The organism is Pseudomonas corrugata (genome assembly GCF_050920615.1).
Lineage (GTDB): Bacteria > Pseudomonadota > Gammaproteobacteria > Pseudomonadales > Pseudomonadaceae > Aquipseudomonas > Aquipseudomonas corrugata.
Window position 1 is genome coordinate 848,348 of the sequence record NZ_CP130434.1, and the last position, 21,730, is coordinate 870,077.

The 21,730-nt window shown below is 61.2% G+C and carries 15 protein-coding genes and 1 pseudogene; 12 read left to right on the top strand and 4 right to left on the bottom strand.

Annotated features, from left to right (window positions below; translation table 11 throughout):
* The first annotated feature begins 118 nt into the window (after positions 1-118).
* From QZH45_RS03685 to QZH45_RS03720, 8 genes and pseudogenes are all read left to right on the top strand, one after another.
* Positions 119-2,434, top strand: coding sequence for a YgiQ family radical SAM protein (locus QZH45_RS03685; protein WP_024779177.1), 2,316 nt, complete (start codon positions 119-121; stop codon positions 2,432-2,434).
* A gap of 174 nt (positions 2,435-2,608) precedes the next feature.
* Positions 2,609-3,529, top strand: a complete 921-nt coding sequence (locus tag QZH45_RS03690; protein ID WP_055135459.1) for a hypothetical protein — start codon at positions 2,609-2,611, stop codon at positions 3,527-3,529.
* Entirely contained in the window at positions 3,526-3,987 is a 462-nt protein-coding gene (locus QZH45_RS03695) for a hypothetical protein (RefSeq protein ID WP_055135460.1), read from the top strand. The genes QZH45_RS03690 and QZH45_RS03695 overlap by 4 nt, the downstream gene beginning before the upstream one ends.
* Positions 3,984-4,473, top strand: a pseudogene (locus tag QZH45_RS03700) (hypothetical protein). Before QZH45_RS03695 ends, QZH45_RS03700 begins: the two are co-directional and overlap by 4 nt.
* Positions 4,474-4,510: 37 nt before the next feature.
* The gene (locus QZH45_RS03705) at positions 4,511-4,969 is read left to right on the top strand and encodes a hypothetical protein (protein ID WP_033034605.1); all 459 of its coding nucleotides are present in this window, start codon (positions 4,511-4,513) and stop codon (positions 4,967-4,969) included.
* Between the two features lie 175 nt (positions 4,970-5,144).
* Positions 5,145-8,447 carry a DUF2126 domain-containing protein gene (locus QZH45_RS03710; RefSeq protein ID WP_055135461.1) on the top strand — a complete coding sequence of 1,101 codons (3,303 nt, stop codon included), beginning with the start codon at positions 5,145-5,147 and terminating at the stop codon, positions 8,445-8,447.
* Between the two features lie 289 nt (positions 8,448-8,736).
* Positions 8,737-11,223 (top strand): circularly permuted type 2 ATP-grasp protein, encoded by a 2,487-nt coding sequence (locus QZH45_RS03715; RefSeq protein WP_055135462.1) that lies wholly within the window; start codon positions 8,737-8,739, stop codon positions 11,221-11,223.
* Positions 11,223-12,110 carry a transglutaminase family protein gene (locus tag QZH45_RS03720; protein ID WP_024779182.1) on the top strand — a complete coding sequence of 296 codons (888 nt, stop codon included), beginning with the start codon at positions 11,223-11,225 and terminating at the stop codon, positions 12,108-12,110. The genes QZH45_RS03715 and QZH45_RS03720 overlap by 1 nt, the downstream gene beginning before the upstream one ends.
* Before the next feature lie 104 nt (positions 12,111-12,214).
* Here QZH45_RS03720 and QZH45_RS03725 read toward each other — a convergent pair whose 3' ends face one another.
* Positions 12,215-12,790 carry a TIGR00730 family Rossman fold protein gene (locus QZH45_RS03725; RefSeq protein WP_055135463.1) on the bottom strand — a complete coding sequence of 192 codons (576 nt, stop codon included), beginning with the start codon at positions 12,788-12,790 and terminating at the stop codon, positions 12,215-12,217.
* A 352-nt stretch (positions 12,791-13,142) separates the two neighbouring features.
* Between QZH45_RS03725 and azu the strand changes: the two genes are divergently transcribed.
* A complete protein-coding gene (azu, locus tag QZH45_RS03730) occupies positions 13,143-13,589 on the top strand; it encodes an azurin (RefSeq protein WP_024779184.1) in 447 nt (148 codons plus the stop codon).
* Between the two features lie 110 nt (positions 13,590-13,699).
* On the opposite strand, the gene nadE is transcribed toward azu, so the two are convergent.
* The 3 genes from nadE to QZH45_RS03745 all read right to left on the bottom strand — a co-directional run bounded on the left by nadE (position 13,700) and on the right by QZH45_RS03745 (position 16,987).
* On the bottom strand, positions 13,700-14,527 hold the full coding sequence (gene nadE, locus QZH45_RS03735) for an ammonia-dependent NAD(+) synthetase (RefSeq protein ID WP_024779185.1): 828 nt from the start codon (positions 14,525-14,527) through the stop codon (positions 13,700-13,702).
* A gap of 4 nt (positions 14,528-14,531) precedes the next feature.
* Positions 14,532-15,758, bottom strand: coding sequence for a nicotinate phosphoribosyltransferase (gene pncB, locus QZH45_RS03740; protein ID WP_024779186.1), 1,227 nt, complete (start codon positions 15,756-15,758; stop codon positions 14,532-14,534).
* 326 nt (positions 15,759-16,084) lie between these two features.
* Positions 16,085-16,987: a LysR family transcriptional regulator gene (locus QZH45_RS03745; protein WP_024779187.1), complete on the bottom strand. Its 903-nt coding sequence runs from the start codon at positions 16,985-16,987 to the stop codon at positions 16,085-16,087.
* A gap of 179 nt (positions 16,988-17,166) precedes the next feature.
* Between QZH45_RS03745 and amaB the strand changes: the two genes are divergently transcribed.
* The 3 genes from amaB (at position 17,167) to QZH45_RS03760 (ending at position 21,612) form a co-directional block, all read left to right on the top strand.
* Positions 17,167-18,657, top strand: a complete 1,491-nt coding sequence (amaB, locus tag QZH45_RS03750) for an L-piperidine-6-carboxylate dehydrogenase (RefSeq protein WP_055136227.1) — start codon at positions 17,167-17,169, stop codon at positions 18,655-18,657.
* A gap of 169 nt (positions 18,658-18,826) precedes the next feature.
* Complete coding sequence (amaA, locus tag QZH45_RS03755; RefSeq protein WP_024779189.1) at positions 18,827-20,110, top strand: L-pipecolate oxidase; 1,284 nt, start codon at positions 18,827-18,829, stop codon at positions 20,108-20,110.
* A 365-nt stretch (positions 20,111-20,475) separates the two neighbouring features.
* Positions 20,476-21,612 (top strand): branched-chain amino acid ABC transporter substrate-binding protein, encoded by a 1,137-nt coding sequence (locus QZH45_RS03760; RefSeq protein ID WP_024779190.1) that lies wholly within the window; start codon positions 20,476-20,478, stop codon positions 21,610-21,612.
* Positions 21,613-21,730: the final 118 nt, after the last annotated feature.

Below are 21,730 nucleotides of genomic sequence, written 5' to 3' on the forward strand. Positions count from 1 at the left end.
TGACAGGCCCCATCGTCGGATCGCCGCCGCCGATTTCCGACCATAGCCGTCGGAATTGGCTATTTTTTGTGCTATATTCCGCCCCCGCGATTTTTCATCTTTTATACCGGTCATCGACATGCAAGCAGCCAAGCCGTTATTTGACTATCCCAAGTACTGGGCCGAATGTTTCGGCCCGGCGCCGTTCCTGCCCATGAGCAGGGAGGAGATGGATCAGCTCGGCTGGGATTCGTGCGACATCATCATCGTGACCGGTGATGCCTATGTCGATCACCCGTCGTTCGGCATGGCCATTATCGGCCGGCTGCTGGAGGCCCAGGGCTTTCGCGTCGGGATCATTGCCCAGCCGAACTGGCAGTCCAAAGACGACTTCATGAAACTCGGCGAGCCGAACCTGTTCTTCGGCGTCGCGGCCGGCAACATGGACTCGATGATCAACCGCTACACCGCCGACAAGAAAATCCGTTCCGATGACGCTTACACGCCGGGCGGTCTGGCGGGCAAGCGGCCGGACCGTGCGAGCCTGGTCTACAGCCAGCGCTGCAAGGAAGCCTACAAGCATGTACCCATCGTGCTGGGCGGCATCGAGGCGTCCCTGCGCCGCATCGCCCATTACGATTACTGGCAGGACCGGGTGCGCAACTCGATCCTGATCGACGCCAGCGCCGACATCCTGCTCTATGGCAACGCCGAGCGGGCGATTGTCGAGGTTGCCCAGCGCCTGTCCTACGGCCACAAGATCGAAGATATCACCGATGTGCGCGGCACCGCGTTCATCCGTCGCGACACGCCGCAAGGCTGGTATGAGGTGGACTCCACCCGTATCGACCGTCCGGGCAAGATCGACAAGATCATCAATCCGTATGTGAACACCCAGGACACTCAAGCCTGCGCCATCGAGCAGGAAAAAGGGGCGACTGTTTCAAGTGCAGCCGAAGACCCGAGCGAAGCCAAGGTCGTGCAGATCCTGGCGAGCCCGAAAATGACCCGTGACAAGACCGTGATCCGCCTGCCATCGGTGGAAAAGGTCCGTAACGACGCGGTGCTCTACGCCCACGCCAACCGCGTGCTTCACCTGGAGACCAACCCAGGCAACGCCCGGGCCCTGGTGCAGAAGCACGGTGAGGTCGATGTCTGGTTCAACCCGCCGCCCATTCCGATGACCACCGAGGAAATGGACTACGTGTTTGGCATGCCTTACGCACGTGTTCCGCACCCGGCGTACGGCAAGGAAAAGATTCCGGCCTACGAGATGATCCGTTTCTCGGTGAACATCATGCGCGGCTGCTTCGGCGGCTGCACCTTCTGCTCGATCACCGAGCACGAAGGCCGGATCATCCAGAACCGCTCCGAAGAGTCGATCATTCGCGAGATCGAGGAGATCCGCGACAAGGTCCCGGGGTTCACCGGCGTGATTTCCGACCTCGGCGGCCCGACCGCGAACATGTACCGCATCGCCTGCAAGAGCCCGGAGATCGAATCCGCGTGCCGCAAGCCGTCCTGCGTGTTCCCCGGTATCTGCCCGAACCTGAACACCGACCATTCCTCGCTGATCCAGCTGTACCGCAGCGCCCGGGCGTTGCCTGGGGTGAAGAAGATCCTGATCGCCTCCGGCCTGCGTTACGACCTTGCCGTCGAGTCGCCGGAGTACGTCAAGGAGCTGGTGACCCACCACGTCGGCGGTTACCTGAAGATTGCCCCGGAGCACACCGAGGAAGGTCCGCTCAACCAGATGATGAAACCGGGTATCGGCACCTATGACCGGTTCAAGCGGATGTTCGAGAAGTACACCAAGGAAGCCGGGAAAGAGCAGTACCTGATTCCGTACTTCATCGCCGCCCACCCGGGCACCACCGACGAAGACATGATGAACCTGGCGCTGTGGCTCAAGGGCAACGGTTTCCGGGCCGATCAGGTGCAGGCGTTCTATCCGTCGCCGATGGCCACCGCCACGGCCATGTACCACTCGGGCAAGAACCCGCTGCGCAAGGTCACCTACAAGAGCGACGGGGTGACTATCGTCAAGAGTGAAGAGCAGCGCCGCCTGCACAAGGCCTTCCTGCGCTATCACGACCCCAAGGGCTGGCCGATGCTGCGCGAAGCGCTGACCCGCATGGGCCGTGCCGACCTGATCGGGCCGGGCAAGCACCAGTTGATCCCGCTGCACCAGCCGGCGACCGACAGCTATCAGAGTGCCCGTCGCAAGAACTCGACACCGGCCGGCAGCCACAAGGTGGGCAAGGACACCACCCGGATCCTGACCCAGCACACCGGCCTGCCACCCCGTGCCAGCGACGGCGGCAACTCGTGGGACAAGCGCGAGCAGGCCAAGGCCGCTGCGTTCGCCCGCAACCAGCAGGCGGCCAAGGAGCGCAAGGACGCCGCCAAGGGCAAAGGGCCGAAGCCGGCGCGCAAGCCGGTCGTGCCGCGCTGATCGCCCAAACCCTGTCGCAAACGCCAGCCTAAGTGCTGGCGTTTTGCTTTCTAGCGGCAGTGCTACTCCTTTGCTATCGTGGCGCCCGCCCTGCTCCGGGCAATGAAGTCGGCGATCCCCTCGCCACAGGTTCAGTGCTGCCAACAACTTGACTTTTAGACCCAAGGACGACCCATGAGCACCCCATTAACCGGCATCGGCATGGACAACAGTCTCTCCCAGTTCATGGCCCGCCAACGCATCGAAAGCCAGATCAACTTGCCACGGCTGTTTGCCGCCATTGACGCCGACCCCGGCATCGTCGGCGCTGGTGTGGTGTATATCGATGCGGAGTTCAACGTGGTGACCCTGCGAGAATTCAAGCCGATCTGCAGCATCAAGCCCAAGCGGGTTATTTTACGCGAGGCGCAGAAGTACATTGCGCCGGCTCAGTTTGCCCAACAGGTGCAAGACAACCCTCGGGAGTCGCGATTGGTCGCAGAGGCGATCAATACCAGCTTGTCCTGCGCGGGAGCCGTTATCGGTTGGGTCGTGGTGCTTAGCGGTTCCGTTGCAATACCCTTTTCAGCTGGAACCAGTAGCGTGATCGCTGCCTTGGGCTATACCGCTGCCGTCGCCAGCACCGTCCAGTGTGTTGCGAGCGGCTATCGCGCTCGCAATGAAATCAGTAATCCTGTCCTAAATGATCAACTCGACAGCGAAGAGTGGTACCAGTACACGATGATTGCCCTGGACGCCGCGTCTTTGGTAGGAGTAGGTGCGTCTTCGCTGACGACCCTCAAACTGGTCAGACTGAATAAGGCTGCAACAGGTAAAAGTGTGCGAGAGGTGCTTAGGGGGTTAAATCGACAAGAGCGGGCCAAACTGACCAAGGAGTTGTTGAGTATCAATGACCCTCGCTTGACCTCAAAACTCCTGAAGTTGAAGCAGTTGTCTGGTGAGCTACCCAAACGCTTCACATCAACTCAGCTCAAGCATGCAACGGTCACGCAGATACGGGACGCCTTGGGGGCCGCGATCGGCTTCACCGGAAGCGCAGTTTCTGGAAATGTCCGGACGATTGCCGTAGGCCTGTATGAGGAAATAGACCAGTGAAGGATCAACCCAGTATTAGCGGCTTTTTATTCAGGTATTTCCCCGTCTTCATAGGGGCGATACTGGCGTCGATCTTTGCCTTGGTGTTCGCTGTTCCGCTGTTCTTTGAGAGCTATTTCCAGGACCTTTCCTTGGCCGATGAAGCGAAATGGTCATTTCTGAGTGGCGTTGCCCTTACCCTGGTCATTGTGCATTGCAATTTTATGATCGCGCGCGGACGTCCGCGCTGGGTGTTGCTGCTGGCCATAGTGTTGGGGCTCTGTTTTATATGCGTACTGCCCACGATTGGATACCGCCCCAACAGGCTGATTTACAGTTTGAGTCTGCTTTTCCCACTGCTCGCCCTCTTGCTGCTCAACAGCAAGCGCCACCGTGAAATGCGCCGCGAACTGGTGAGAATTCGCCGCCAGCGTGAACTCATTATCAAAGCTATCAAGATCCCACGGTCCCGCCGATGAGTCGTTATACAGGCAACGGACATGTGAAGACCGTCGCCGGCGGATCGCTGAAGGGCTTCCTTGCCCGTTATTTTCCGGTGTTCATGGGCACCATCCTGCTGGCCTGCTTTTCAGGGTCAACGTTGCTGGTGCTGGTTGGAATGACTTACTGGCGTACCTTGGAACCCTCCGTCAGGACCGACTATGTCGGGCTCGGGACCTTGGCCCTGGTACTGGTCCTGGTGGTGGGCAACTTCTTGATGGCTCGCGGACGTGTCTGGGCTGTGTGTAGCGGGTTACTTTCTGGCCTGTCTGGGTACGGTAATTTCAATGTTTGCCTACCGGCCGCATCAAGGCGTTTATTTGTTCGCGATGCTGCTGCCGCTGTTGGGATTGCTGTTACTCAACAGCAAACGCCACCGTGAAATGCGCAGCAAGCTGGTCGATATCCGCCGCCAACGCCAACTCATCATCCACGCCGCCAAAGTGTCACGCGCCCGCCGCTGAGCTGATTCGCTACCCTATCGCCGTCTTGGGAGACGTAATGCACGACCTGACTTTGCCGCGTTTTCTAGCGTGCTATTTCCCAACCTTCATTGGCGGCATTTTCGCGGTGCTATTTTCCGTGGGCTGTGCTGTCCCCTTATTGGTCACGTTCTATTTGTCTGGGGCATCAGTCGGCGAGCAAGCGACCTGGTCGGTATTAGGAGGTTCGGCAGTCACCCTGGTTGCAGTGCATTGCAATTTCATGGTGATGCGCGGGAGGCCTCGGTGGGTATGGGGACTGGTCGGTGTGCTGGTTTTATGTTTGTTGAGCGTATTACCGACCATTGAAGGTCGCCCCCATAAAGTTATCTACGTGATGGCTGTATTGTTTCCACTACTGGGCTTGCTCCTGCTCAACAGCAAGCGCCACCGCGAAATGCGCGGCAAACTGGTCGACATTCGCCATCAGCGTGAACGCCTCTCCCAAGCGATAAAGGCCTCACGCCCGCGCCGCTGAGTCGATTCGCTACGATCCCCGCCACATTTATGTGCAGCTCTGTGCACGGGAAGTCGGGCATCGTTCGGTTTTAGTGCTCTACTGCCTGGAGTAGACGAAGAAAGTGTCCGGCCCGCCTGCATGGCATAAGTCTTGCGCCGCTTTCTATTCCGCCCAGGTTTGCAGGAGGCACGCCGTGTCGATCCATGTCGCATTGCATCACGTCACGCATTACCGCTACGACCGTGCCGTCGAGCTCGGCCCGCAGATCGTTCGCCTGCGCCCCGCGCCCCACAGCCGTACGCGGATTCTTTCCTATGCATTGAAAGTTTCGCCTGAGCAGCACTTCATCAACTGGCAGCAGGATCCCCAAGGCAATTACCTGGCGCGCCTGGTGTTCCCCGAAAAAACCAAACAGCTGCGGATCGAGGTCGATCTGCTGGCGGAAATGGCGGTGTTCAATCCGTTCGACTTTTTCCTCGAACCTTACGCCGAAAAGATTCCATTCATCTACGGGGCCGATGAGAAACACGAGCTGATGCCGTACCTGGAGACGTTGCCGCTGACGCCGAAATTCAAGGCGTACCTTGATGGCATCGACCGCACGCCGCTGCCGGCGGTGGATTTTTTGGTGGCGCTCAACCAGCGCCTGCACGACGACATCAGCTATTTGATCCGCATGGAGCCCGGTGTCCAGACCCCGGAACACACCCTGGAACAGGCGTCCGGTTCCTGCCGCGACTCGGCCTGGCTGTTGGTGCAACTGTTGCGTCACCTGGGCCTGGCCGCGCGGTTCGTCTCCGGTTACCTGATCCAATTGACCGCCGATGTGAAGAGCCTCGACGGCCCGTCCGGTACCGAAGTGGACTTCACCGACCTGCATGCCTGGTGCGAGGTCTACCTGCCCGGCGCCGGCTGGATCGGCCTGGATGCGACGTCCGGCCTGTTTGCCGGCGAAGGGCACATTCCGCTGGCTTGCAGCCCCGATCCTTCATCGGCGGCACCGATCACGGGCCTGGTGGAACCTTGCGAGTGCGAATTCAGCCATGAAATGTCCGTGGAGCGGGTCTGGGAAGCACCGCGGGTGACCAAGCCCTACACCGAAGAGCAATGGCTGGCGATCCAGGCTTTGGGCCGGCAGATCGACGCCGACCTGCTGGAAGGCGATGTGCGGCTGACCATGGGCGGCGAGCCGACCTTCGTTTCCATCGATGACCCGGACGGCGCCGAGTGGAACACCGCGGCCCTTGGCCCGGACAAGCGCCGGCTCTCCTCCGAACTGTTCCAGCGCATGCGCGAGCACTACGCGCCCCAGGGGCTGGTGCATTTCGGCCAGGGCAAGTGGTACCCCGGCGAACAGTTACCACGCTGGTCCCTAAACTGTTACTGGCGGCGTGACGGCGTGCCGATCTGGCACAACGACGCCTTGATCGCCGACGAGCAGCAGGACTATGGCGCCGATGGCGAAATGGCCGGGCGTTTTCTGACGAGTGTCGCCGAGCGTTTGAACATTCCTGCGCGCTTCGTGTTTCCGGCCTACGAAGACAACTTCTATTACCTCTGGCGCGAAGGCGCGTTGCCTTCGAATGTCAGCGCCCAGGATCCACGCCTGGACGATGCCCTGGAGCGGGCACGGTTGCGCAAGGTCTTCAGCCAGGGCCTGGATAAAGTGATCGGCCAGGTCCTGCCACTGGCCCGCACCGCCAAGGGCGATCAATGGCAGAGCGGTCGCTGGTACCTGCGGGACAACCACTGCCGACTGGTGCCGGGGGATTCCCCCCTGGGCTATCGCTTGCCGCTGGCGTCCCAGCCATGGGTGACGGCGGCCGAATATCCGTTCATCCATCCCACCGACCCGAATCAGGATTTGCCTGGGCTGCCCGACGCCGCACAACTGGCGCGCCACGTTGAGGCGTTGATCGAAGAGGAACGCGTACCGGAAATCGACGTGTCCGCCGACTGGCTGACCCGCACCGCCTTCTGCGCCGAGGCCCGCGAAGGGCGGTTGTATCTGTTCATGCCGCCCCTGGAGCGGGTCGAGGATTACCTTGAGCTGGTCAGCGCCATCGAGGCCACCGCCGAGGAACTGCAGTGCCCGGTGCTGTTGGAAGGCTATGAGCCACCGTTCGATCAACGCCTGGGCAACTTTCGCATCACGCCGGATCCTGGGGTGATTGAAGTGAACGTGCAACCCTCGGCGTCCTGGGATGAATTGGTCGAGCGCACCGAATTCCTCTACGAGCAGGCCCGGCAGACCCGCCTGACCACCGAAAAATTCATGATCGATGGTCGGCACACTGGTACGGGCGGCGGTAACCATTTCGTCCTCGGCGGTGCGACACCGGCCGACTCACCGTTTCTGCGACGCCCCGATCTGCTGCGCAGCCTGATCAGCTACTGGCATAACCATCCCTCCTTGTCCTACCTGTTTTCCGGATTGTTCATCGGCCCGACGTCCCAGGCGCCCCGGGTGGACGAAGCCCGTAACGACGCGCTATACGAATTGGAAATCGCCTTTGCGCAGATGCCGGAGCCAGGCGAGGAATGTCCGCCCTGGCTGGTCGACCGGTTGTTGCGCAACCTGTTGATCGACGTGACCGGCAACACTCACCGTGCCGAATTCTGCATCGATAAGCTGTACTCACCGGACGGCGCCACCGGGCGTCTCGGCCTGCTGGAACTGCGTGCCTTTGAAATGCCGCCCCACGCCCGCATGAGCCTGGCCCAGCAATTACTGTTGCGGGCGCTGGTGGCGCGGTTCTGGCGCGAACCTTATGCACCGGCCAAACTGGCGCGCTGGGGCACTGAGCTGCATGACCGGTTTCTGCTGCCCCACTTCATCGAACAGGACTTCGCCGATGTCATCGAAGAACTGAACACCGCCGGCTACCCGCTGCGGGCCGAGTGGTTCGCCGCACATCTGGAGTTCCGCTTCCCGAAGGTGGGCGACTACGCGGCAGGCGGTATCGAGTTGCAACTGCGCCAGGCCCTGGAGCCTTGGCATGTATTGGGCGAGGAGGGCGCAGTCGGTGGCACCGTGCGCTATGTCGACTCATCCCTGGAGCGCTTGCAGATCAAGCTCAGTGGCCTGGCCCCGCAACGGTATCTGCTGATGTGCAACGGTATACCGGTGCCGCTGCAACCCACCGGACGGGTCGGAGAGTTTGTCGCCGGGGTGCGTTTCCGTGCCTGGCAGCCGGCCAGTTGCCTGCAGCCGACCATCCCGGTCCACGCGCCGCTGGTCTTCGATCTGCTCGACACCTGGATGCAGCGTTCCGTGGGCGGTTGCCAGTACCATGTGGCGCACCCGGGCGGGCGCAACTACGACAGCCTGCCGGTGAACGCCAACGAGGCCGAGAGCCGGCGGATGGCGCGTTTTTTCCGTCTGGGGCACACACCTGGGAAGCTGCCGATCCCCCATCTGGAGGTGGATGACGAGTTTCCTCTGACGCTTGATCTGCGACGTTTTCAAGGGGCCCTGAGCACACAAGGAAACTGAAGAGGTATACCTTTGGCGGGGGGATTTTCTGTGGCGAGGGGATTTATTGCGGCGAGGGGATTTATCCCCGTTGGGGCGAAGCCCCCCCATAATGAATGCCTGCTACACCGCGGTGCCTGGATTGGGGCTGCTGCGCAGCCCAGCGGGGATAAATCCCCTCGCCACAGCCCCCCCCCACCCACAGAGGAATTGCGCCGGTCAAGCCGTTCACATGCCAAGCCGTGGCATCTATCCGGGCATCACACCCTTGCGCTAGTCTCACCTTTCACTGCCGTCTGCCGAGTTCTCCATGCCTGACCTGCTTGACCGCTACCCGCTGACACCGGGCACCTATCACGAACTGCTGGACAACAGCGGCACGGTGCGCCCGCACTGGCGACGGCTGTTCGATCAGTTGCAACGCAGCACGCCGGCTCAGTTGATGCAGCGTCAGGCCTTGTTGGCGCGACAGATCCAGGAAAATGGCGTCACCTATAACGTCTACGCCGATCCGAAGGGCGCCGACCGGCCATGGGAGCTGGACCTGTTGCCCCACGTCATCGATGCGCAGGAATGGAAGCAACTGTCGACCGGTATTGCCCAGCGCGCACGGTTGCTCAACGCGGTGCTGGCCGACCTCTACGGGCCACAACGGCTGATAAGCGAAGGCCTGCTGCCGGCAGAGCTGGTGTTCGGGCACAACAACTTCCTCTGGCCTTGCCAGGGCATCAGCCCGCCGGACGGGATTTTCCTGCATTTGTATGCGGTGGACCTGGCGCGCACGCCCGATGGGCGCTGGTGGGTCACGGCGGATCGGACCCAGGCTCCCTCCGGGGCCGGTTATGCGCTGGAAAACCGCATGATCGTCTCCCGCGCCTTTCCCGATCTGTATCGCGACCTGAAGGTCCAGCACCTGTCCGGTTTCTTCCGCACCTTGCAGGAAACCCTCGCCCGACAGGCCCCCAGCGATGGCGAACCGCCCTTAGTGGTGTTGTTGACGCCCGGGCGTTTCAACGAAAGCTATTTCGAACACCTCTACCTGGCGCGCCAGCTTGGCTACCCGTTGGTGGAGGGGGGCGACCTGACCGTTCGCGACGCCACGGTCTACCTCAAGACCCTCAGCGGGCTGCGCCGGGTCCACGCGATTATGCGCCGGCTCGACGATGACTTCTGCGATCCGCTGGAGCTGCGCACCGATTCGGCCCTGGGTGTACCGGGGCTGCTGGAGGCGGTGCGCCAGGGCCGGGTGCTGGTGGCCAACGCCTTGGGCAGCGGCGTGCTGGAGTCGCCGGGCCTGTTGGGGTTCCTGCCGAAGATCTGCCAGTTCCTGTTCGGCGAGGATCTGCTGCTGCCCTCAATCGCCACCTGGTGGTGCGGCGAGCCGCCGGTGCTGGACCAGGCCCTGGAAAAGCTGTCTCAGCTATTGATCAAACCGGCGTTCCCTTCCCAGAGCTTCAAGCCGGTGTTCGGCCGTGACCTGAGCGAGGAGCAGCGCGGCCGTCTGGCGGCGCGGATCCAGGCGCGGCCATACGCGTATGTGGCCCAGGAGCTGGCGCAGCTGTCCCAAGCCCCGGTCTGGCAGGCCGAAGACGGCCTGTTGCAGCCTCGGGCCATTGGCATGCGCGTGTACGCGGTGGCCGGTGAAGACGATTATCGGGTGCTGCCGGGCGGCTTGACCCGCGTGGCGGCCGAGGCCGATGCCGAAGTGGTGTCGATGCAGCGTGGCGGCGCTAGCAAGGACACCTGGGTGCTGGGAGAACAGGCACCTGGCAGTGAGCAATGGAAGGCCCAGCGTACCGTGGGCGTCCACGACCTGGTCCGGCGCGATCCTTACCTGCCATCCCGAGTCGTGGAGAACCTGTTTTGGTTCGGCCGTTATTGCGAACGCTGCGATGACAGCGCGCGCCTGTTGCGGATCATGCTGGCGCGCTATGTCGATGGCGATGATCCGCAGGCCCTGCAATCGGCGGTCTCCCTGGGTGAAAGCCTGATGCTGCTGCCCGAAGAGGGCGAACTGCCCGAGCGTCTGCTGGCGGCGTTGCTGGGCGACGATTGGTCGTTCAGCCTGCGCTCCAACCTGCAGCGCTTGCAGTGGGCTGCCTCGCAAGTGCGTGGGAAATTGTCCCGGGAGAACTGGCAGGCGCTGGTGGAGTTGCAGCGCGAGGCCCTGGAGCTGGAAACCGGCGAAGCGGACTTCGGCGAACTGCTGGATTTCCTCAACCGTCTGGTGATGTCCCTGGCGGCGCTTTCCGGCTTCGCCCTGGACGACATGACCCGCGACGAGGGTTGGCGCTTCTTGATGATCGGCCGGCGCCTGGAGCGCCTGCAATTTCTCAGCAGCAGCCTGGCTGCGTTCCTGCGGGGCGAGGCGGTGTTCGATCAGGCTGGACTGGAATGGCTGCTGGAGCTGGGCAACAGCAGCATCACCTACCGCTCGCGTTACCTGGCGGTCGCTCAGTTGATCCCGGTGCTCGACCTGTTGCTGCTGGACGAACAGAACCCCCATGCGGTGCTCTTCCAGTTGAAGCTGGTGACCCGTACCCTCAAGCGCCTGAACGATGACTTTGGCGCACCCAGGGACACCGCATTGCCGGAGCTGGTGACGCGCCTGTCGCGCTTCGACCTGAGGTGCCTGGAGAACCCGCTGTTCGGCGAAGCCAGCCTGCGTGCGGCGCTCGATGGCCTGGCCGACCTGTTGCAAGAAGTGGCCGATGCCAGTGGTCAGGTGTCGGATCGCCTGGCCTTGCGTCATTTTGCCCACGTCGATGACGTCAGCCAACGCACGGTGTCCGTATGATGAGCGCCCGCTACCAGATTCTTCACGACACCCATTACCACTACGACAGCCCGGTGTCCCTGGCGCAACAGCTTGCCCACCTGTGGCCGCGGTCCTGTGATTGGCAGCGTTGCACCGATCAGCAGTTACTGATCAGCCCCGAGCCGACGACCCGGCGGGATGAGCTGGATGTATTCGGTAATCCACTGACCCGCCTGGCTTTTGAACGGCCCCATGACGAATTGCTGGTCAATGCCCGCCTGAGCATCGAGGTGCTGGCCCGTCCCGAGCTGGACTTCAACCTGTCGCCGGCCTGGGAGTCGACCTGTCAGGCGCTGAGCTACAGCAGCCGGCCGCTTTCCGAGGCGTTGCTGGACGCGTGTCGCTACCGTTTCGAGTCACCCTACGTGCACCTCAAGCGCAGCTTCGTCGAGTTTTCCGAAAGCTGCTTTGCGCCCGGACGCCCGTTGATGCTGTGTATTCGGGCACTGATGGAGAAGATTTTCGACGAGTTCACGTTCGATGCCGAGGCAACCCAGGTGGCGACACCGCTGGTGGAGGTGCTGGAACGACGGCGGGGCGTCTGCCAGGACTTTGCCCACCTGATGCTGGCCTGCGTGCGCTCCCGTGGGCTGGCGGCACGTTACGTCAGCGGCTATCTGCTGACCCAGCCACCGCCGGGCCAGCCTCGGCTGATTGGTGCCGACGCATCCCACGCCTGGATCTCGGTGTTTTGTCCGGAGCTGGGCTGGGTAGACTTCGACCCCACCAACAACGTACAGCCAGCCCTGGAGCACATCACGCTGGCCTGGGGCCGGGACTTCTCCGATGTGTCGCCATTGCGCGGCGTGATCCTGGGGGGCGGTAATCACGATCCCGAGGTGCGCGTGACTGTGATGCCGTTGTAGGGGCTGCCGAAGGCTCGGGACGCATTCGGGCGATCTTTTGGTCTTGCGCTTCGGGACTCAAGCGTCTGGCGAAAAGATCGCAGCCTCGCTTCACTCTGCAGCTGCTACACGACCCATTTCGGCTGTACCGAGGGCTGCCATTCATCCAGCGCATCGAGCAGGTTCTGCGCTGACTCGCTCATTTGCAGCATGTCGCGATGGGCTGCGCGGACGAAACCTTCGTCGACGATATGGTCCAGAAAGCCGGTGAGTTTGCTGTAGAAACCATTCACTTCCAGCAGACCCAGCGGCTTGCCGTGGTAGCCGAGCTGACCCCAGGTCCAGACCTCGAACAATTCCTCCAGGGTGCCGAGGCCACCGGGCAGGGCGATGAAGGCGTCGCTGAGTTCGGCCATGCGCGCTTTGCGGGCATGCATGCCGTCTACCACTTCCAGACGGGTCAGGCCTGCGTGGCCGATTTCCTTGTCCTTCAGGCTTTGCGGGATGATGCCGATGACCTCGCCTCCGGCCGCCAGGGCCGCGTCGGCGACGATACCCATCAGGCCGACGGCGCCGCCGCCATAGACCAGGGTGAGCTTACGTTCGGCCAATGCTCTTCCCAGGGCCTGTGCCGCTTCACGGTGGGCGGGATCGGTGCCGGTGCTGGCGCCGCAGAATACACAAACAGAAGCGATGGACATGCTTTACTCCAGAGTCGGTAACCGATGCAGGGTAAAGCCTCGCCGCCGTTGTGTGCAAAGGGCGTAACGACGTCAAACCTCGCGCGCAGGTTTTTCGTAGGTGCCACTGGCGCCGCAGGCGTAAGCGGCGAGCAAGCTGCACAACAGGCTGTTTAAGTTCATGACAGGCGCTCCATTGAGGTGATGAGGCCGATCATAGGCGGACCTCATGCATCTGGCCGGTTGATTGTGTCCATCAGGCTGATAGTCTTAAGTTGTATACAATTTTTGATTCAGGTCATAGGAACTTGTCTGAAATTAAGGCAGTCTTCCCCTTTGAAGGAAATTTCTAACCATGCCTTGGAGATTCATGATGTTTGCCAAACTTGTAGCAGTATCCCTGTTGACACTGGCCAGCAGCCAGCTGATGGCAGCGGAGTGCAAGACCACCATCGACTCGACCGACCAGATGTCCTACAACACCAAGGCCATCGAGATCGACAAGAGCTGTAAAACCTTCACTGTCGAGCTGACCCATTCGGGCAGCTTGCCGAAAAATGTCATGGGCCATAACTGGGTGTTGAGCAAAGAAGCCGACATGCAGCCGATCGCGACCGATGGCCTGGGCGCCGGTATCGACAAGAACTACCTCAAGGACGGTGATGCGCGCATCATCGCCCACACCAAGATCATTGGTGCCGGTGAGACGGACTCGGTGACCTTTGACGTATCGAAGCTTGATGCCGCTGAAAAGTACGGCTTCTTCTGCTCGTTCCCGGGCCACATCTCGATGATGAAAGGCACCGTGACCCTGAAGTAATCCTTCAGCGCATAAAAAAGCGCCCCTTGCAGGGTAATCTCAGTCAGTTAAGGATCAAACGGCACGACACTGTGGGAGCAAAGCTTGCTCCCACAGGCTTTTCGTGTCGGCTATGGGGCGTACGGCATCACCCGCTTGTGCTCGGTCTTGCGATAGGTCTCGCAGATGATCCGGGCCGCTTCTTCGCGAATGGTCTGGCCGTGCAAGAAGGCGTCGATCTCCCCATAGGTGACGCCATGAGCGGCCTCGTCGGGTTTGCCCGGGGACAAGTCTTCGAGGTCGGCGGTGGGGACTTTTTCCACCAGCGATTCCGGCGCTCCGAAGTCACGGGCGATGGCCCGGACCTGATTCTTCACCAGGCCGCTCAAGGGGGCCAGGTCACAGGCGCCATCACCGAACTTGGTAAAGAAACCCATCACGGCTTCCGCCGCATGATCGGTACCGATCACCAGGCCTTGCTCGGCCCCGGCGATGGCGTACTGCGCCACCATGCGCATCCGCGCTTTGGAGTTACCCAGCACGAAATCCCGCGAGCCCGGTGTCTTGCCTTCGAATGCCAGAACTTCCTTGGCCAGGGCCTTGACCGCCGGACCGATGTTGACGGTGTGGCGTTCGTCCGGCTCGATGAAGTCCACGCAGGCTTGCGCTTCGTGCTCATCGAATTGAGTTTCGTACGGCAGGCGCACCGCGATGAACTTGTAGGCCGGGTTACCGGTTTGTTCTCGTAACTCACGCATTGCGCGCTGGGCCAGCAGGCCGGCAGTCAACGAATCGACCCCGCCACTGATCCCGAGTACCAGGCTCTTGAGCCCGGAATTGACGAGACAGTCCTGAATGAAGCTTACCCGGCGAGCGATTTCGGCCTTGACGGCGGCGTCATCGGCGAACGGTGGCTGGACCTTGAGCTGTTCAGCAATCTCACGCTGTACGGCTTGCATGAATTCACTCCTTGCTTGATATGCCAGAAAGGGCGGCAGGTACTTGGAAAACATGTCGCATGTAGGCGACGAAATTCGGATCCTTGCAGTGGGTCTTGCCGGGCTCGTCTGAAATCTTGGCCACGGGTTGCCCGTCACAGCTGATCATTTTAAGCACGATACTCATGGGCTCGACGCCCGGGATGTCGCAGGTCAGGTTGGTGCCAATACCGAAGCTGACATTGATGCGACCACGCAACGCACGGAAAATCTCCAGGCATTTGGGCAAGGTCAGACTGTCGGAGAACACCAGGGTCTTGCTCATCGGGTCAATACCCAGCTTGTGATAGTGGGCGATGGCTTTCTCGGCCCAGACCACCGGGTCACCCGAATCATGGCGCAGGCCGTCGAACAACTTGGCGAAGAACAGATCGAAGTCCGCCAAGAAGGCGTCCATGGTGATGCAGTCGGTCAGCGCGATACCCAGCAGGCCCCGGTATTCACGCACCCAGCAATCAAGGGCGGCGATCTGGCTGTCGATCAGCCGCGGGCCCAGTTGCTGATGAGCCATGATCCACTCATGGGCCATGGTGCCCAAGGGTTTCATGTCCAGTTCCCGGGACAGGTGCACGTTGCTGGTGCCGACGAAGCGCCCGGGGAAGTCGTGCTTGAGCACGTTCACCACTTCTTCCTGGGTGCGGTAGGAAAACCGGCGGCGGGTGCCGAAGTCCGCCACTTGCAGGTCGGACAATTCCTCGCTGCTGGCGTTGGCGGCCAGCCAGTCGAACTTGCGATACAACTGCTCCCGTGCCTGCTCGAGGATGACGTCACGGTAGCGATAGCGATTGCGCACTTCGCTGACGATGGCCAGCAGCGGCACCTCGAACAGAATCACATGCAACCACGGCCCGCGCAGGCGGATGAACAGCTCGCCATTTTCAATGCCGGTGTATACGTAGCGCAGGTTGAAACGAAACAGGCCGAGAAAGCGCAGGAAGTCCGGCTTCAGGAAGCTGATGCGCTCCAGGAAGCCCAATTGATCGGCGCTCAGGCTGAGTTCGGCCAGGCGCTCGATCTGGAAGCGAATCTCCGCCAGATAGGGGCGCAGGTCTTCGCTGTTGCGGCAACGAAACTCCCATTCGACTTCGACGTTGGGGTAGTTGTGCAGGACCGCCTGCATCATCGTCAACTTGTAGAAGTCGGTGTCGAGCAGGTTCTGCACGATGCGATCGGCAAACACACTCTCGCTCATGACGGGTATCTCCAGACAGTTCGCTGCAGCGGGCAGCGTCGGACAGCGGTTTGTTGTGAAAGGGCTAGTGGCGCATAACCCTTGGGGTGATTGCCAGTGTTTTTTGGTCACAGCGTTCCTGATGGCAGGAGATTTACCTGTGGTAAGAAGATTCTTCTGTGGCGAGAGGATTTATCTGTGACGAGGGGATTTATCCCCGCTGGGCTGCAAAGCAGCCCCAATACTGACAACTCAATCTGCCTAATACACCGAGTTGCCCGGTTTCAGGGCTGCCTTGCAGCCCAGCGGGCGGGGATAAATCCCCTCGCCACAGGGTGTGTAGGTGGTTATTTTTTCGCGTCAGCCATCTGCTCCAACATCCACTCCACAAAGTACCTGACCTTGGGCACCTCCGCCGAATGCTCGGGATAAGCCATGTAATAGGCGTTGGTGCTGGGCATTGCGTGCTGCCACGGAATGATCAGTTTGCCGTCCGCCAGTTCTTCCTCCACCAGAAAGCGCGGCAGCAGGGCGACGCCGCAACCGACCTGGGCGGCGCGGATGCACATGTAGAACGTTTCGAAGCGCGGCCCGTGGTAGCTGTGTTCGGTGTGAAAACCTTGGTCGGCGAACCAGTCATGCCAGGCCTGGGGGCGTGATGCGTTCTGCAACAGCACCAGATCGGCCAGTTGTGTCGGGTCGGTAAAGGGGGTATCCGGCAGGCAGCCCGGCGCGCAGACCGGCACGAGTTCTTCGCCGAACAGCTCCAGGGATTCGGTGCCAGGTCGAGAGCCCTGGCCGAAGTAGAAAGCCATGTCGCTGCGCCCTTGCAGCAAGTCGTCGGGCTCTTGCTCGCTACACAGGTCCAGGTGAATCTTCGGATGCCGCAGGCGCCAGCCTTTGAGGCGTGGCACCAGCCAGCGTGCCCCGAAGGTCGGGGGCGTGGACACGCGCAGGACTTCGGTGTCGCCACCGTAGGAGCGCAGGTAGTGGGTGGACATTTCGACCTGGGTGAGAATTTTCCGCACTTCCCCCAGATACAAATCGCCGGCCGGCGTAAGTTGCAAACGCCGGCGCACGCGGCGGAACAGCAGGTGCTGCAAGAGCTCCTCGAGCTGCGCGACCTGCTTGCTGACGGCGCTTTGGGTCAGGTGCAATTCTTCGGCGGCACGGGTGAAGCTCAGGTGACGGGTCACCGCTTCGAAACATTGCAGTGCCGTAATCGAGGGTAAATAGCGTTTATTGAGCATCGGTGAGGCCTATTTGCGGTGGCTCGATGTATCCGTTCATGGGGCAGCATGAATAAACGGAATGATATCTCGCTTAAAGGTCGTTTGTTGGCAAGACTCGGGCCAGCTACAACTACAGTCCTGATCAGCCGTGTTCGCCCGGCTGCCGATTTTCGTCTTTCGCTTTGAGGAAATTGACCATGGTTGCTGCATTGCTTGATCGTCTGGGTGTCGACCCGGCCCTGTACCAGAACGGCGCACAGCCGGTGCACTCGCCCATCGACGGCAGTCGTATCGGCGCGGTGAACTGGGAAGGCGCGGCCGAAGTCGAGCAGCAGGTCAGCCGCGCCCAGCATGCCTTCGATCTGTGGCGCCAGGTCCCGGCCCCGCGTCGCGGTGAATTGGTGCGCCAGTTTGGTGACCTGCTGCGTGAATACAAGGCCGATCTCGGCGAACTGGTGTCGTGGGAAGCCGGCAAGATTACCCAGGAAGGCCTTGGTGAAGTGCAGGAGATGATCGACATCTGCGATTTCGCCGTCGGCCTGTCCCGTCAACTGTACGGCCTGACCATTGCCTCCGAGCGTCCGGGCCACCACATGCGTGAAACCTGGCATCCGCTGGGCGTGGTCGGGGTGATCAGTGCTTTCAACTTCCCCGTCGCGGTCTGGGCCTGGAACACCACGCTGGCCCTGGTGTGCGGTGATTCGGTGATCTGGAAGCCTTCGGAAAAGACCCCGCTCACCGCCCTGGCGTGCCAGGCGCTGTTCGAGCGGGCACTGAAGAATTTCGGCGATGCGCCCGAGTATCTGTGCCAAGTGATCATCGGCGGTCGCGATGCCGGTGAAGCATTGGTGGATGACCCGCGCGTGGCATTGATCAGTGCCACCGGCAGCACGCGCATGGGCCGGGAGGTGGCGCCGAAGGTCGCCGCACGCTTTGCCCGCAGCATCCTCGAATTGGGTGGCAACAACGCGATGATCCTGGCGCCGAGTGCCGACCTGGACATGGCCGTGCGCGCCATCCTGTTCAGCGCCGTCGGTACCGCCGGTCAGCGTTGCACCACCCTGCGTCGTCTGATCGCCCATGAGTCGGTGAAAGACGAAATCGTCACCCGCCTCAAGGCCGCCTATTCGAAAGTGCGCATCGGCCATCCGTTGGAAGGCAACCTGGTCGGGCCGCTGATCGACAAGCACAGCTTCGACAACATGCAGGACGCCCTCGAGCAAGCCTTGAGCGAAGGTGGTCGCGTATTCGGCGGCAAGCGTCAGCTCGAAGACCAGTTCCCGAATGCCTATTACGTGTCACCGGCCATCGTCGAGATGCCGGAGCAGAGCGACGTGGTCCGCCACGAAACCTTCGCCCCGATCCTGTATGTGGTCGGCTACAAGGACTTCGCCGAAGCTCTGCACCTGAACAACGCCGTGCCCCAAGGCCTGTCGTCCTGCATCTTCACCACGGACGTGCGTGAGGCCGAGCAGTTCATGTCCGCGGTGGGCAGCGATTGTGGCATTGCCAACGTCAACATCGGCCCGAGCGGTGCGGAAATCGGCGGCGCTTTCGGCGGTGAAAAAGAAACCGGCGGCGGTCGCGAATCCGGCTCCGACTCGTGGCGCGCCTACATGCGTCGCCAGACCAATACCGTCAACTACTCGCTGGAGCTGCCGTTGGCCCAGGGGATTACGTTCGACTGAGGTTGAGTGAAGCGGATCTTCCTCTCATGAAGATCCCTGTGGGAGCGAGCCTGCTCGCGATGGCGGTCGATCAATCGACATCCGTGTTGAATGAGCGTCGCCATCGCGAGCAGGCTCGCTCCCACCCTTGAAAGGTGTGATGGTTGGGTTTCATTTCCGGAGTCTGGCAATGCCGTTACGCGAAGAATGTCTGTGGGAAAAACTGACGCCGCAAAGGCCTGAAAACACTGCGCTCACGGGTGAGGTCACGGTAGACGTCTGCGTGATTGGCGCAGGTTTCACCGGGTTGTCGGCGGCGGTGCATTTGCTGGAGCAGGGCAAGCGCGTCGCGGTGCTGGAGGCCCATCGGACCGGGCATGGCGGTTCTGGGCGCAATGTCGGGCTGGTGAACGCGGGCCTGTGGATTCCGCCGGACGATATCGAGGCCGGCTTCGGCGAAGCTGTTGGCAGCCAGCTCAACCGCATGCTGGGCGCGGCACCGGCGCTGGTGTTCAGCCTGGTCGACAAATACAACATCGATTGCCAGTTGCGCCGCGAAGGCACGCTGCACATGGCCCATAACGCCCGGGGCGAGGCGGACCTGCGCAGTCGCGAAGCACAATGGAAGCGCCGTGGCGCCCCGGTGGAGTTGCTCAGCGGCCAGGCCTGTGTCGAAGCCACGGGCACGTCGAAAATCGCCGCGGCATTGTTGGATCGACGCGCCGGTACGCTCAATCCGATGGCCTATGTCAGCGGATTGGCCAAGGCTGCGTCGGACCTGGGCGGACAGCTGTTTGACCACTCCCCCGTGACACGCCTGGAACGCCAGGGGCCGCGCTGGTCGGTACAGACGGGCCAAGGTTCGGTGGTGGCCGAGCAGGTGGTGATCGCCTCCAATGCCTACACCGAAGGCGAATGGACTGAGCTGCGGCGCAATTTCTTCCCCGGCCACTACTACCAGGTGGCGTCCGTCCCGTTGACGGACGAGGCTGCGCAACGCATCTTGCCGGGTGGCCAGGGGTCGTGGGATACCCGTCAGGTCTTGAGCAGCATTCGCCGCGACAAGGACGGTCGTCTGTTGCTGGGCAGCCTGGGCAATGGCAACCGCAAGCCCACCTGGTTCCTCAAGGCCTGGGCGGACCGGGTGCAGCAGCACTACTTCCCGTACCTCAAGGGGGTGGAGTGGGAGTCCACCTGGACCGGCTGTATCGCCTTCACCCCCGACCATCTGATGCGTCTGTTCGAGCCAGCGCCCGGACTGGTGGCGGTCACCGGCTACAACGGGCGGGGTGTGACCACCGGTACGGTGGTGGGCAAGGCCTTTGCCGATTACCTGTGCCATGGCGATGGGAAAGCGTTACCGATTCCCTTTGCGCCGATGCAGCCCGTGACCGGGGCGGGCGTGCGCAGTTGCCTGTATGAGGCGGGGTTTTCGCTGTATCACGCGGGCCAGTGCCTGCGGATCGTTATTTGAGTGTTGAAAAGTGTTGCCGGAACCAACGTTTTCCGGTGTAGCGTCTAGCCTGTAATGGTGCGGGTTGTAGCAGTTGTGCACCGACAGTGTGCAGTTAGGTGACGCAGGTTGTTACAGGCTGGTTGCACGTACTTTCGTGCGAAGGTTGCAATGATGGCTCGCGGAGGGTTGTACTCATTCAAGCAAAAGGTTGCACCTCGTGCGATTTAGACGGTTGCACGCCCTGTGAAAAAGGGCCCGAAACAGTCGAAATAACAATAAAGCAGCGACTTTTTTCAGAATAAAAAACCGATGGCACGGCCCTTGCTCTGAGCTTTTCAGTGAAGTCGCAGTGCCAACTAAAAAAAACCTTGGAGCACCACCTCATGTCCCAGACGTTTTACAAGAAAGGCTTTCTGGCCCTCGCCGTTACAGCGGCAATGGGGGTTTCCGCGTTTGCCCATGCAGACTTCAAGATCGGTGTAGCGGGTCCCATGACTGGCGCCAACGCAGCATTTGGCGAGCAGTACATGAAAGGGGCGCAGGCGGCAGCGGACGAAATCAACGCCAAGGGCGGCGTGAACGGCGAGAAGATCGTACTGGTGAAGGGTGACGATGCGTGCGAGCCGAAGCAGGCCGTGGCCGTAGCCAACCGCTTTGTCGATCAGGACAAGGTGAACGCAGTAGTCGGTCACTTCTGCTCCTCGTCGACCATCCCGGCCTCCGAGGTCTACGGTGACGCCGATATCATGGCCATCACCCCAGGTTCCACCAATCCGACGGTTACCGAGCGTGGCCTGAACGCGATGTTCCGTATGTGCGGTCGTGACGACCAGCAGGGCATCGTCGCCGGCGACTACATTGTCGACGTGCTCAAGGGCAAGAAAGTCGTAGTGCTGCATGACAAGGACACCTACGGCCAGGGCCTGGCGGATGCCACCAAGGCCCAGTTGATCAAGCGCGGCGTGACCCCTGTGCTGTACGAAGGGCTGACCCGTGGTGAAAAGGACTTCAGCGCCGTAGTTACCAAGATCCGTGCGGCCGGTGCCGACGTGGTCTACTTCGGTGGCCTGCACCCGGAAGCCGGCCCGCTGGTTCGCCAACTGCGTGAGCAAGGCCTCAAGGACGTGAAGTTCATGTCCGACGACGGCATCGTGACCGACGAACTGGTAACCACCGCCGGCGGCGCGCAATACGTCGATGGCGTGTACATGACCTTCGGTGCCGACCCGCGCCTGCTGCCGGACAGCAAGTCCGTGGTAGACGCATTCCGTGCCAAGGGTACCGAGCCGGAAGGCTACACCTTGTATGCCTACGCTTCCGTCCAGACCCTGGCTGCCGCTTTCAACGGTGCCAAGTCGAACAAGACCGACGCCGCGGCCGAGTGGCTCAAGTCCAACCCGGTCCAGACCGTGATGGGCAAGAAGGAATGGGACAAGAAGGGCGACCTGAAGGTCTCCGACTACGTGGTCTACCAGTGGGACAAGGACGGCAAATACCATCAGTTGGAAAAACAGAAGTGACATGAGCGTTTGATCAGCCTGGCGCCATGGGCGCCGGGCGGTTCATCACGTCCATGCAGTACCTGCCTTTTTCTCCCGAAAGCTGTGCGCCCACCGTGTAGCCTCGGCGGCTGAACCC